This is a genomic window from Campylobacter sp. BCW_6464, from assembly GCF_001762775.1.
GTDB lineage: Bacteria > Campylobacterota > Campylobacteria > Campylobacterales > Campylobacteraceae > Campylobacter_D > Campylobacter_D jejuni.
Map to the genome: position 1 here is coordinate 1 of NZ_MJXM01000027.1, position 13,607 is coordinate 13,607.

Genomic DNA, 13,607 nt, shown 5'->3' on the forward strand with positions numbered 1-13,607 from the left:
TCTTATAAAAGATCATACTTAGTTTAATTAGTTTACTCTCCTACTTGTTAAAAATTTCATCCTAATAATTTTAAAATTATTAGGATGGATGTTTTTATTGTATTTATTTTTGTTTTATTATTTAATTTTATAAAAATATAATTATCTTTTTATGCAACTTATAAGATAATATTAGATTTTAATGTAACTATCAAGGAAAAATATGTTTGATAAAATTCATTATTATTATTTTAATGCTAATTATGAAAAATGTTTAAACTTGAGTGAGCAATTTTTAAAAGAAAGTCCAAAATTTGCTTTAGAATTTGCTATGCTTTCTTCTTATAAACTTTCTCTTTTTCAAAAAGCTTTATATTATGCTCAAGAGCTTTTTTCTTTAAATCCTACAAGTTTTAATGGTCTTATGCTTGCTAAAAGCTATATTGAAAATTTAAGACTTGATGAAGCCTTGAATTTATTACAAACACTTTTAACTCGCAAAGATGATTTAGAAGATGAACTTAAGTTAGAATTGGCTTTTATTTATAAACTGAGTAATAAACTAGAAGAATCTGAACAAATTTTCAAAGAATTACTTTCTAAAGATATGTATAATCTTAATCTATGGAAAAATTATGCAGAAATTTATTTTAAACATGATTTTACGAAGGCATTAAATGCACATGAGCACTTGTGTCATTTTATGCAAGATTTGATTGATAAACTACAAAAAGGAATCATTGCTGAACAAACCAATCTTAATTTAGTCAAACTCGAAGATAGGCTTCACAGTAAAACCAAAGAAAATCTTACCATTTCTAAAATAGAAGATTTTTTAACTCATCAAATTTTACCCCAAAAAGCATACTTGCTTTTTAAGCTTTTTAGAATATCTGATTCTTTAGAACTTTTTCAATCACTACAAGAAGCCAATCAACACCATGCACAGTTTTGGCAAAACTATGCTAAGGTATTAGAATTTAACTCAAACTATCAAGAAGCTTATCATGCTTATAAAAAATGTCTTAGCTTGGATTCTCATGCAACCTATCAATTTGATTTGGCTTATCTTTTGATGCGTATGGGAGTGGATGATAATTTTGAAGAGGGCAAGAAGTATTATGAAAGCAGATTATTTTATGCTCATAATGAAACTTTTTCTACTTATCATTATAATGAAAGCTTAAAAGCTTTTAATAAATTTGGCGTTGATGCTTTTAAAAATAAAGAAGTTTTAGTATTTTGCGAGCAAGGCTTTGGCGATACTATAATGTATGCAAGATGCTTAGAAAAACTTTGCAAAATCGCTTCAAAGGTTTTATTTGCTCCTCAAAGTGCCATGTATGAAATGTTTAAAAATCAAATCAAATTTTTAAATCAAAATGATGATATTTTTAAAAATGTAAAGGTTTTAAAAAATCTACCTACAAATTTTGATTATGCTATTCCTATTTGTTCTTTGCCTTTTTTTATTGATATTAAGCTTGATGAGATTTCACGATTAAAAACACCTATATTGCCGCAGAAAAAACCGCATAATAAAAGAAAAAAACTTGGTATTTTTTATGCTACTCCTAATGCTGAAAATTCTGATTTATTAAGAAATGTAAAATTTGAATTTTTATTTGATATATTAAAAGACTTAGATTATGAAATCATTTCTTTTCAAATGCAATTAAAAGAAGAATTACCTAAGGTAATAGAAGATAGAAGTAAGCTTATAAAAAATTGGAATGATACTCTAAATTATTTATATGATATTGACTGTATGCTTAGTATTGATAGTGCTATAGCGCATTTAAGTTTAGCTATGGATATTCCTACTATAGTTCTTTTACATCCTAGATTTGATTGGCGTTGGGGAAAATTTGAAAATCCTAAAAGTTATTTTTGGCCAAAAGCAAAATGTTTTATCATAAAAGAACGAGAAGAAACAAAAAGAAATTTGCAAAAACTGATTAAAGATATTTTAAACTAAAGCTTAGTTTAAGAGCTTTAGGTGGAAAATTTGGTTTTTGATTTGCAAAAATTAAAAAATTGATTTTTAAACTAATCAAGGTATAATTTTAAAGTTAAAAATAAGGAATAACTATGCTCTATGTTTATATCAAAACTCAAAATGCTTTAGTTCAAAGAATCAACTTTAATCTCGATAGTCAAGAACTACCACAAAATATTTTATGGATTGATTTACTTCATCCAAGTGCAGCGGAAATTGCTTTTATATCAAGTGAATTTAATCTTGAGTTTCCTACAAAAGAAGAAAGAGAAGAAATAGAACTTAGCGCAAAATATTGGGAAGACAATGCGACAATAACCATCAATGCTCATTTTTTAGTAAGAGATCTTAAAAGCGATGAAGAAGATAGGAATTTAATCAAGCTTCGCACAGAAATTGTTACTTTTGCTACAGCTAAAAATATCTTATTTACTATAAGATATAACGAATTTAGTACTTTTGAAGAAATTCAAGCAAGGATTTTAGCTAGTCCGAAGAATTTTGAAGATGGTTTTGATATTATTGATAAAATGTTTGAAGTGCGCGTTGAAAAAGATGCGGATTTGCTAGAATGGATAGATAAAGAAGCAAGACGCTTAAGAACAAGTGTTTTAGAAAAAAAAGATGAATATAGTTATGATGAAATGCTAAAGGATATTTCAAGCTTACAAGAGCTTAATATGCGTGTAAGAGATTCTTTATTTGATAAACGTCGTGCTATGACTTCTTTGCTAAAAAGCGATAAAATCGATAAAGATATAAAACAAAATCTTACTATAGTTTTAAAAGACTTAAATTCTTTGGTTGAATTTAGTGTTTCACAACTTAATATCTTAGACAATATTCAAACCATTTTAGCCAGCCAAATCAACATAGAACAAAACAAAATCATTAAAATTTTTACCGTTGCAACTGTTGCCATGATGCCTCCTACTTTAATAGGAACTGTTTATGGTATGAATTTTAAATTCATGCCAGAACTTGAACTTCACTATGCTTATCCCATAGTGCTTGGCGTGATGGTAATTTCTATCATTTTACCTTTGGTTGTTTTCAAGAAAAAAGGATGGTTATAAAAATTTATTAAGGAGGAATAATGGATACGATAAACATAGGAATTTTAACCCTAAGCGATAGAGCAAGTAGTGGCATATACGAAGATAAAGCTACTGCTGAAATTGAAAGAGTGTTAAATTCATATATAAAAAATGATATTATTTATCATAAAGAATTAATCCCTGATGATTATGATTTGATCATTAAAAAATTACTTTATCTAGCAGATGAAAAAAAATGCGATTTGATTATTACAAGCGGAGGTACAGGTCCAGCGCTTCGTGATGTAACCCCAGAAGCCACGGAAGCCGTGTGTGATAAAATGATGCCAGGTTTTGGAGAGCTTATGCGCTTAGAAAGTTTAAAATATGTCCCAACAGCTATACTTTCAAGACAGAATGCAGGAATTCGCAATAAATCTTTTATTATTAATTTACCAGGAAATCCTAAAGCTATAAAAGAATGTCTAGAGCCTGTTTTTCCAGCTATACCTTACTGTATCGATTTGATAGAAGGCACTTATATAGAAGCAAATGATGAAGTTATTAAGGTTTTTCGCCCTAAGAAAAAATGTCAAAATTAAAATTTATTAGCTCTGATAAGTCTGCTTAATTGTCTAGCAAGCAGACTTGCCGAAGCTTCATCTTTACTTATCTTTTGCACTTTATTTTTAAACTTACAAAGTCTGTCATCTAAAATCACATCATTGGTTGGAATTTTAGGTTTTTCTTTTTGCTTTTGTGAAATCTTTTTCTTAAAAAACATTCTTTAATCCTTTTTTATAAATATATATCAACTTAGTTGACAAGAATATTATTTTAGATTTTAAGCTATTAACTTTATTTCATTATTTTAAGCTAGAATTCGCAAAAAACCAATCAAGGAAAAATAATGACTTTAATTGCAATTTTATGTCTTTACACAGCACTTTTATCTTGGATTTCCTATACTCAAATTCGTTTCTTAGAAAGAGAAAAAGACAAACAAGCTCAAATTTTAAGCGAAAAAGACTATCAAAATGCAGCAGACATTGCCATCGAAAATGAAAAATTTAAACTATTTTCCAATTTTTATAATTTAATCATCAATGTTGCATGGATAGGTTTTGGATTTTTATATCTTAAAGAATTACTTATCTCAAACAACACTCGTTTTGAAAATACTTTATTTTTATTATCTTTTTTAATAATCACAAGCATTTTAAATCTACCTTTAAGTATTTATGAAAGTTTTGTCAAAGATAAAGCCCATGGTTTTTCAAATATGACTGCAAAACTTTTTATCAAAGACACTGTAAAAAGTCTTATTTTAACTTTAATATTTGGATTTTTAATCCTTTATGCTTTGCTTTTTTGCTATGATTTTTTTGGAACTTTTTGGTGGATTGTGGCCTTTATTTTTGCCTTTTGTATTATAGTGATTATAAATCTTATTTACCCTACCTTGATAGCACCTATTTTTAATAAAATGGAAAAACTAAACGATGAAAATTTGCTGAAAAAAATCAGCTCTTTAATGAAACAATGTGGGTTTAATGCAAATGGGGTTTATGTTATTGATGCAAGCAAAAGAGATAAACGTTTAAATGCTTATTTTGGTGGACTTTTTAAAAGCAAAAGAGTGGTTCTTTTTGATACATTATTAAAAGCTTTAAATGAAAGAGAACTTTTAGCTGTTTTAGGACACGAGCTTGGACATTTTGTTCATAAAGATATTATCAAAGCTTTATTTAACGGTGCTATAACTATGTTTTTACTTTTTTTTGTTTTTGCAAATTTACCTGAATTTGTTTACTTAGAAAGTCATCTAGAAGGAGTAAATGGCGGTGTATTTGCTCTTTTATTTATCTTTGCAAATATTTTTAGCTTTTTAATCTCTCCTATACTTAATGCCTTAAGTAGAAAAAATGAATTTGCAGCTGATCAACACGGAGCTAAAGTTACAAGCAAAGAAGATATGAAAAATGCGTTGATAGCTCTAGCAAGAGAAAATAAAGCTTTTATCAAAACAAGTAAAATATATACATTTTTTTATCTCAGTCATCCAAGTATTAGCGATAGAATCAAGGCTCTTTCTTGACTATAAAAAATGCTCTTATAGAAGCTAAATCTAGCTTAAAAGGTTATGAAAATGAAGCAGTATTTATACTCTGTGAATATCTAAAAAAAGATAAAGCTTGGTTATTTTTAAACCAAGATATAGAAATAGATCACAAACCTTATTTTGAGCTTATAAGACGTTTTAAATCTGGAGAACCTTTTGAATATATATTTGAAAAAGTGGATTTTTGGGGCTTAGAGTTTAAGATAAAAAAAGGCGTTCTAATCCCTCGTTACGATAGTGAAATTTTACTTTTTCAAATTTTAAATTTATGCAAAAAAAATACTTTTAATAAGATTTTAGAAATAGGATTTGGAAGCGGAATTTTAAGTATTGTTTTAGCCAAAGAACTTGGGTTAAAAATCACAGCCTGTGATATCAATCCTAAAGCCTTAGAATTAGCTTTAGAGAATGCCAAATTACACAAAGTCGAACATTTGATTGACTTTAAGCTTTGTAATTTTAAGCAAATTAAAGAAAATTATGATTTTATTTTTTCAAATCCACCTTATATTAAAAATTCATATCCTATAGATATTTGGGTACAAAAAGAACCCAAAGAAGCTTTATTTGGCGGAGAAAAAGGATATGAAATTCTAGAAGAAATCATACATTTTTCCCTCGATAAAAAAGTTAAATTTTTAGCTTGTGAATTTGGCTATGATCAAAAAGAAATTTTGGAAAAAATTTTATATCAAAATAATTTCATTGTTGATTTTTTCAAAGATGAACAAGGTTATAATCGTGCTTTTATAGCTAAATTTACAAATATGCGTTATGATAAAAAATAAAAGGAGAAACTTTTGAAAGCTGTTAATTTATTTTTACTTGCCTCCATCATAGGGGTTGAACTCATACTAGGAATAGTTGTTGCACCAACAATTTTTTTTCCTCAGAATCTTATAGGGGAAGGAGTGTTGAGCCATTTTCAAAGTGGCTTAATGATGACGCAAATTTTTATTAAAATGGGATATTTACTGATTTTTGTTTCAGTGGTTAATTTTTTATATGAAATTTATTCTCTTATAAAAGATGAAATAAAATTTCAAATAAAATTTTCAAAATTTATGCTGAGTTTGCTTATTTTGATTTTAAGCTTAATATTTGTTTTTTATTTTACTAATACCATAATTGAACTTCAAAACTTAGGTGAAAACGCTACAAAAACTCAAGAATTTATCAGTATCCATAATGCAAGTGAAGTGGTGATTAAAATCATCTTGATAATGCAAGTTTTTTTGTATTTCTTAAGCTTTAAAATAGCAAAAAAATGATAGAATATTAAATAAATCCAAAAAGAGAAGGAGTAGGCCATGATGATCTCTGATGCAACTATGATGCAACAAAATTACTATTTAAACAATGCACAAAAAGCTAGCGATAAAGCTTTAGAAAATATTGCAGCTGTTCGCGCAATAAGTGGAGTTGATAGTGCCAATTTAGCTATTGCTGACTCTTTAAGATCTCAATCAAGCACTATAGATCAAGGTATCGCAAATGCTTATGATGCTATAGGGGTTTTACAAATTGCAGATGCTAGCCTTACTAATATCTCTCAAAGTGCAGATAGACTTAATGAACTTTCAGTAAAAATGAACAATGCTGCACTTAATGATTCTCAAAAAGGAATGCTAAGAACAGAAGCAACACGCATACAAGAATCCATCAATGATTCTTTTAATAATGCAACTTATAATGGAAAAAATGTCTTTCAAACTATGAATTTTGTAGTAGGTAGCGGAACTGAAACTACAAATTTAAATCCATTAGCAACAGGTGGATTAAGCATAGATAATCAAGATAGTATTACAAATTTTATGGATCAACTTGGAAGTTTAAGAAGTGAAATAGGCTCAGGTATCAATGCCATCACATCAAATATTAATGCAAGTGTTCAAAATAGCATCAACTCAAAAGCAGCTGAAAATAATTTACTAAATAATGACATAGCAAAAAATGTTAATGATTTTAATGCCAATTATCTAAAAGAAAATGCTGCTGCTTTTGTTGCTGCGCAATCCAACATGCAGCTTCAAAGCAAAATTGCTAATTTATTACAATAATATAAGCCCTAAATAGGGCTTATTTCTTTATCAAAATGACTTTAGAGCAAATTTTAGAAAAAACCAAAAACGTTCGTCTTGTAGCCGCAAGCAAGTATGTCGATGCAAGTATAATTGAAAAGCTTTTTGATCAAGGTATAGTAGAATTTGGAGAAAATCAAGTCCAAGCTCTAGCACAAAAAAAAGAAAATCTTGATGAAAAAAAATTAGACATAAAGTGGCATTTTATAGGAACTCTACAAAGCAACAAAATCAATCTCTTAATCAAACAAAAACCTATATTATGGCACTCTTGCAATGGTATTAAAATAGCTAAAGCTATGGACAAAAGACTTGATTATAAATTAAATACTTTATTAGAAATCAATAGTGCAAATGAAAATAGCAAAAGCGGTCTAGATCCAAATCAAGCTGTAGAAGAATATTTACAAATACAAGAAGAATGCTCTAATCTAAATCTTTGTGGCGTAATGAGCATAGGATCACACAGCCAAGATAAAGAAAGTATTATCAAAAGCTTTGAAACTACATTTAAAATTTATGAAATTCTTCAAAAACATGGGGCTAAAATTTGCTCTATGGGGATGAGTAATGATTTTGAAATTGCTATAAAATGCGGATCCAACTTAGTAAGACTTGGAAGCATTTTATTTAAAAATCTTAAGTAAGAACAATCTTACTTAAGCATATTTATTAGAAATTTCCTCTACTATACTATCAGAGATAATAAAATCTGTATGATAAAGCAAGCAAGATCCCGCACTAATAACTTTTAAAACAAGTTTTTTATTGTTTTTTTCATTAGGATTATGTGCATTTCTAGCAATTTCATGAATTTCATAGATTAATTCTCTATTTAACCTTGTCAAATCTAACTCTATGATATTTTTTTCAAATTCCTTAGGTTCTGCGGTAAAATGATTTTCTTCTTTATTTTTGAAATCTTTTTTTGCTCCAAATTTTTTTATAGCTTTAATCTCGCCATCTTCAAGACTTTGTAAATCTTTAATTGCTTTTAAAAAAAAGCTAGGCTTCTCCCCTCCCTCAGCTTTAAATCCCAATACAAAACCATAGGCATTATTTTTTAAATTTTCATCTTTGATGATGTTTTCTATTTCTTCTACATTGCTTTCAAATACAGTAGCATCAAACGAAGAATAATAATCCAAAATTTCAATTCTACCATAACGCTTATTATTTTTACTCATCATGGATTTGAAATCTTCAATTTTACCTATACTTAAAATTTCTCCATTGTTTTTTAAACTTTCAAAATCTAAACTTTTAACATAATCTATGGCATTAATTTGTTCATAAAATCGATCTAAAGGATGGCCTGAAACATAAATTCCTAAAATTTCTTTTTCATATCCTAATTTTTCCATCACTTCAAATTCTTCATTTTTGGGAGTAAAATTTACTTGAACACCTGAAGTTAATTCCTCTTCACCAAAAAGAGAACTTGCAGCATTTTTTCTTACTTCAGCCATTTTACGCGATGCTTCGCTAAGATTTTCCATATTATCAAACAAAGCTTTTCTAGTAAAACCAAACTCATCAAAAGCCCCTGCCTTAATAAGACTTTCTAATGTTCTACGGTTTATTTTGGTAGGATCTATCTTACCTAAGAAATCATTAATATCCTTAAATTCTCCATCTTGTCTTGCTTCAAGTAAATTTTCAACTGCAGGAATACCCACACTTTTTATAGCCCCAAGTCCGTATATAATAGCATCCTTGCCATCTTGCTCTAAAGCACTAAATTCACGGATCGCTTTGTTAATCGATGGAGGTAAAAGTTTAATATTCATTTTTTTCATCTCATCAATATAAACAGCAATTTTATCCACATTGTTTTCTTCGCTTGTTAAAAGCGCTGCCATAAATTCACTAGGATAATAAGTTTTTAAATAAGCTGTTTGAAAAGTAATCAACGCATAAGCCGCAGAGTGAGATTTATTAAAACCATATCCTGCAAATTTTACGATAAGCTCCCATAAATCCTCAGCTTTTGCTCTATCATATCCTTGTTTTTCTGCTCCATCTGCAAAATCAGTCTTAAGCTTTTTCATCTTCTCAGGATCTTTTTTACCCATAGCACGACGCACTACATCAGCACCTCCTAAAGAAAAGCCACCTATAATTTGAACAATTTGCATAACCTGTTCTTGATAAACAATAACCCCATAAGTAGGCTCTAAAACCTTTTCTAAACTGTCAAAAGGATATTCTATACTTTTTAAACCATGCTTTCTATCGATAAAATCATCAAGCATTCCTGATTCCATAGGGCCTGGACGATAAAGCGCAAGAACCGCAATGATATCTTCAAAACGCTCTGGTTTTAAGCGTGCATTTAAGCTTTGCATACCGTCTGATTCGATTTGAAAAATCCCTAAAGTATTTCCACTTTGTATGGTTTTATAAACTTTGCTATCATTTACATCTATGGTTTCCCAAATAATGTCTTTATTATAACGCTTTTTAATAAGCTTGATTGCATTATTGATTACTGTTAAAGTTTTTAGACCTAAAAAGTCAAATTTTATCAAATCTACATCTTCTAAATGATCTTTAGAATACTGCGTTACTAAATGTCTTTCATCATTTTTACTTTGTCTAAAAAGCGGAGTTTTCTTCCATAAACTTTCATTAGAAATTACAACACCCGCTGCGTGCATACCCGCATTGCGATTTAATCCTTCTAAAGCTCTTGCATATTCCCAAACTTCAGGACCTTTAGGATGACGATCAATAAATTCTTTGATTTTAGGTTCTTTTTCATAAGCAGCATCAAGAGTGATTTTAAGCTCTTCAGGCACAAGTTTAGCAAGCTCATCAGCATCTTGAATACTCATATCACAAACTCTAGCCACATCACGAATCACCCCTTTAGCTAAAAGCTTACCAAAGGTAATAACCTGTGCAACCTTATCTGCTCCATATTTATCAATCACATAATCAATCACTTCAGCACGTCTGTCTTGACAAAAATCCACATCAATATCAGGCATGCTCACACGCTCAGGATTTAAAAAACGCTCAAAAAGTAAACTATAAGGAATAGGATCTAAATCCGTAATCCTCAAACAATAAGAAACCAAACTTCCTGCAGCTGATCCTCTTCCAGGACCTACTGGAATGCCTTTATCTTTAGCCACTTTAATAAAATCATGAACAATAAGCATATAACCTGAAAATTTCATATTTTTAATGATATTAATTTCTACCTCAAGTCTTTGTTTGTATTCTTTATGCTTGCTTTCATCGATAAATTTTAATCTCTCTTCAAGTCCCTTTTTACAAAGCTCTTCAAAAACTATGTCATCATTATCAAAGCTAAATTCTTTTGTTTCTTCAGGCAAGGTAATATTATGATCTTTAGCATATTCTCTTGTAAATTTGAAATTCGGTGGAGTGGGATTGCCAAGATTAAGCTCTAAATTACATTTTTGCGCGATTTCTTGTGTATTTTCTATAGCTTCTGGAATATCTGCAAAAAGCTCACTCATTTGCTCAGGGCTTTTAACATAAAATTCATGCACACTATGACGCATTCTATCAGGGTCATTAAGTTTTTTTCCCATAGCTATACACATAAAAACCTCATGGGCAGCCGCTCTTTCTTTAAAAGTATAATGCGTATCATTTGTAGCAATGATTTTTATATTTAATTCTTTAGAAAGTCTGATAATATCATCATCTATCATTCTTTGATCACCTATACCATGACGCATGATTTCAAAATAAAAATCATCTTTAAAAACTTTTTTATACCATAATGCTGCTTCTTTTGCTGCTTCATAGCCTTTTGCACCAAAACGCACATTTCTTTCACTATAAGTATTTAAGTGCCAATTTACTTCACCTTGCAAGCAAGCAGAAGAACAAATAAGACCTTCGCTATATTTTTCTAAAAGCTTTTTATTGATACGCGGATAATAATACAAACCTTTAATATAACTTTGAGAACTTAAATACATTAAATTTTGATATCCGATCTCATTTTTTGCATACAAACAAAGGTGAAAACGCTGACGAGAACTTTTATCATCTAATTCATCGTGATTATGTAAATACGCTTCCATACCAATGATAGGTTTTAAACCTTGTGCTTTCATTGTTTGATAAAAATCAATTGCCCCAAACATATTTCCATGATCTGTCATAGCAACACTTGTAGCACCCTGCTCTTTTAAAGTCAAAGCTAATTCTTTAAGCTTATTAGCTCCATCAAGCAAAGAATATTCTGTATGTAAATGCAAGTGTGTAAATTGACTCATTTTCTTCCTTTAGTTTTTTAAGGCTTATTTTAATTTTGATAAAAATTATAAATTTTTCTCGCTGAATTTGAAAGAAATTGACCCTAAATTTCAACTTAAATTTTACAAAAAAGGCAAAAATTCAGCCAAAATAAACTATAATAAAAATTTAAGATTTTAATCTTAAATAAAATAAACTTTTCAAAGGATGAAATGATGAAAGTAAAAATTGCTTATTGCAATCTTTGAAATTATCGCCCACAAGCTGCAAGGGTTGCAGAAGAACTACAAAGCGATTTCAAAGATGTTGAAGTAGAATTTGAAATTGGCGACAGAGGTGATTTTATCGTTGAAGTAGACGGAAAAGTTATCTTCTCTAAAACATAACTTATTAATTGCGAAAGTGAAAGATTTCCATATCAAAATGAAATTAATCAATTAATAAAAAATAGAGTGTAATCAAACACTCTATCATAATATTTTCTCATATTCCTTGCCAATATATATGTTTTGCTCATACTCGATAATAGGACGCTTAATACAGCTTGGATTTTCTAATACAATTTTCTCAAGTTCTTTTTCATTTAAACTTTTAACTTTTTCTTTGTTTAAACCAAGTTTTTTAGAAGTTAATCCAGCAGTATTGATAAGATCTTCAAAAGATTTTTGTTTTAACCATGTGTATAAAATATCTTGATTAATCTTTTTAATATCCATAAAATCAAATACAACACCTTTTTGTGTTAAAGCATCCATAGCTTTCTTTACAGAATTACAATTTTTAATACCATAAAGTTTCATTTTCTAGCCTTTTTTACTAAATCTGCAATTAAAAAAGCAAGCTCTAATGCTTGATCCGCATTAAGCCTTGGATCGCATTGAGTCTCATAACGATCTTCTAAGCTTTGAGCAGTAACATTGCTTGCACCACCTGTGCATTCTGTTACATCTTTTCCGGTCATTTCAAGATGCACTCCACCTGGATAAATCCCTTCGCTTATTGCAATCTCAAAAAAAGATCCCACTTCTTGCATGATTTTATCAAACTCACGTGTTTTAAAATTACCTGCTTTTACTGTATTTCCATGCATAGGATCTATGCTGTATACTAAATTTAAACCTTCACTTTTAAGTTTGGAGAAAATTTTTGGCAAATTATTGATAATTTTATCTGCACCCATGCGGATAATAATATTTAATCTTCCTTCTTCATTATTTGGATTTAAAACATTTGCTAAAGCTATGATATCATCAGCACTTGCACTAGGTCCTATTTTAACCCCTAAAGGATTTTTTACTCCTCTTAAAAAATGTACATGAGCTTCATCAAGCGCCCTTGTTCTTTCACCTATCCAAAGCATGTGAGCTGAACAATCGTAAATTTCTCCACTTAAACTATCCACTCTAGTTAAAGCTTCTTCATAAGGCAAAAGTAAAGCTTCATGTGAAGTATAAACACTAACTTCTCTTAGACTCGGAGTATTACTTGTATTAATCCCACAAGCTTCCATAAAAGCCAAAGCTTGTGAAATTTTTTCACTGATATCAGTATATTGCTTATGGAGTTCACTCTTTTTTAAAAACCTCAAATTCCAACGATGCACTTCATGCAAATCTGCTAAACCACCCTTAGCAAATCCGCGCAACAAATTTAGCGTTGTTGCACTTTGATAATAAGCTTCAAGCATTCTATGAGGATCAGGAATGCGCGCTTGTTCGCTAAATTCAAAACCATTAATAATATCACCACGATAACTAGGAAGACTTATACCATTTAACTCTTCAAAATCACTACTTCTTGGCTTGGCAAACTGCCCTGCAATACGACCAATTTTTACAACAGGACATCCACCGGCAAATGTAAGCACTATAGCCATTTGAAGTAAAATCTTAAACATGTCACGGATATTTACAGCGCCAAAATTTTCAAAGCTTTCAGCACAATCTCCACCTTGAAGTAAAAAAGCTTCTTTTTTACAAACTCTTGCTAAAGACTTTTGAAGATTTCTCACTTCTCCAGCAAAAACCAAAGGAGGAAGTTTCTCAAGTCTTGCTAAAACTCTATTCATTTCCTCTTGATCTGGATAGATAGGTTGCTGTTTTATGGGATAGTTTTTCCAAGAATTCTTAGTCCACATGGTTTTTTCT

General features: G+C 29.6%; 12 protein-coding genes and 1 pseudogene. 9 read left to right on the plus strand and 4 right to left on the minus strand.

The genetic code is table 11. The features are described 5' to 3' along the window. The first annotated feature begins 202 nt into the window (after positions 1 to 202). From AJ885_RS01205 to mog, 3 genes are all read left to right on the plus strand, one after another. Positions 203 to 1,957, plus strand: coding sequence for a hypothetical protein (locus AJ885_RS01205; RefSeq protein ID WP_070280582.1), 1,755 nt, complete (start codon positions 203 to 205; stop codon positions 1,955 to 1,957). 113 nt (positions 1,958 to 2,070) lie between these two features. Beyond that, positions 2,071 to 3,054: a magnesium/cobalt transporter CorA gene (gene corA / locus AJ885_RS01210; RefSeq protein ID WP_002861405.1), complete on the plus strand. Its 984-nt coding sequence runs from the start codon at positions 2,071 to 2,073 to the stop codon at positions 3,052 to 3,054. Between the two features lie 20 nt (positions 3,055 to 3,074). Beyond that, entirely contained in the window at positions 3,075 to 3,617 is a 543-nt protein-coding gene (gene mog, locus AJ885_RS01215) for a molybdopterin adenylyltransferase (RefSeq protein WP_070209886.1), read from the plus strand. Here the strand turns inward: mog and AJ885_RS01220 are convergent. Next, positions 3,614 to 3,799, minus strand: a complete 186-nt coding sequence (locus AJ885_RS01220) for a molybdenum cofactor biosynthesis protein (protein ID WP_070209885.1) — start codon at positions 3,797 to 3,799, stop codon at positions 3,614 to 3,616. The genes mog and AJ885_RS01220 overlap by 4 nt on opposite strands. A gap of 126 nt (positions 3,800 to 3,925) precedes the next feature. Between AJ885_RS01220 and AJ885_RS01225 the strand changes: the two genes are divergently transcribed. The 5 genes from AJ885_RS01225 to AJ885_RS01245 are packed head-to-tail and all read left to right on the plus strand — an operon-like array spanning position 3,926 to position 7,865. Further along, complete coding sequence (locus tag AJ885_RS01225) at positions 3,926 to 5,113, plus strand: M48 family metallopeptidase (RefSeq protein ID WP_053872775.1); 1,188 nt, start codon at positions 3,926 to 3,928, stop codon at positions 5,111 to 5,113. Beyond that, positions 5,110 to 5,925 (plus strand): HemK/PrmC family methyltransferase, encoded by an 816-nt coding sequence (locus tag AJ885_RS01230; RefSeq protein WP_044780514.1) that lies wholly within the window; start codon positions 5,110 to 5,112, stop codon positions 5,923 to 5,925. The genes AJ885_RS01225 and AJ885_RS01230 overlap by 4 nt, the downstream gene beginning before the upstream one ends. Positions 5,926 to 5,937: 12 nt before the next feature. Beyond that, positions 5,938 to 6,408 (plus strand): DUF4149 domain-containing protein, encoded by a 471-nt coding sequence (locus AJ885_RS01235; protein WP_002871299.1) that lies wholly within the window; start codon positions 5,938 to 5,940, stop codon positions 6,406 to 6,408. A 39-nt stretch (positions 6,409 to 6,447) separates the two neighbouring features. Continuing rightward, entirely contained in the window at positions 6,448 to 7,197 is a 750-nt protein-coding gene (gene flaC / locus AJ885_RS01240) for a flagellin C (protein ID WP_004305585.1), read from the plus strand. Positions 7,198 to 7,232: 35 nt separating this feature from the next. Then, positions 7,233 to 7,865 (plus strand): YggS family pyridoxal phosphate-dependent enzyme, encoded by a 633-nt coding sequence (locus AJ885_RS01245; RefSeq protein ID WP_002855231.1) that lies wholly within the window; start codon positions 7,233 to 7,235, stop codon positions 7,863 to 7,865. Positions 7,866 to 7,877: 12 nt separating this feature from the next. Here the strand turns inward: AJ885_RS01245 and dnaE are convergent, their stop codons facing one another. Then, complete coding sequence (gene dnaE / locus AJ885_RS01250) at positions 7,878 to 11,480, minus strand: DNA polymerase III subunit alpha (RefSeq protein ID WP_004305583.1); 3,603 nt, start codon at positions 11,478 to 11,480, stop codon at positions 7,878 to 7,880. 195 nt (positions 11,481 to 11,675) lie between these two features. Between dnaE and AJ885_RS10045 the strand changes: the two are divergent. After that, a pseudogene (locus AJ885_RS10045) lies at positions 11,676 to 11,843 on the plus strand (SelT/SelW/SelH family protein); the annotation flags it as partial. An 87-nt stretch (positions 11,844 to 11,930) separates the two neighbouring features. Here AJ885_RS10045 and AJ885_RS01255 read toward each other — a convergent pair. After that, the gene (locus AJ885_RS01255) at positions 11,931 to 12,260 is read right to left on the minus strand and encodes an ArsC/Spx/MgsR family protein (RefSeq protein WP_002861397.1); all 330 of its coding nucleotides are present in this window, start codon (positions 12,258 to 12,260) and stop codon (positions 11,931 to 11,933) included. Beyond that, a complete protein-coding gene (locus tag AJ885_RS01260; RefSeq protein ID WP_002861396.1) occupies positions 12,257 to 13,597 on the minus strand; it encodes a class II 3-deoxy-7-phosphoheptulonate synthase in 1,341 nt (446 codons plus the stop codon). Before AJ885_RS01260 ends, AJ885_RS01255 begins: the two co-directional genes overlap by 4 nt. Positions 13,598 to 13,607: the final 10 nt, after the last annotated feature.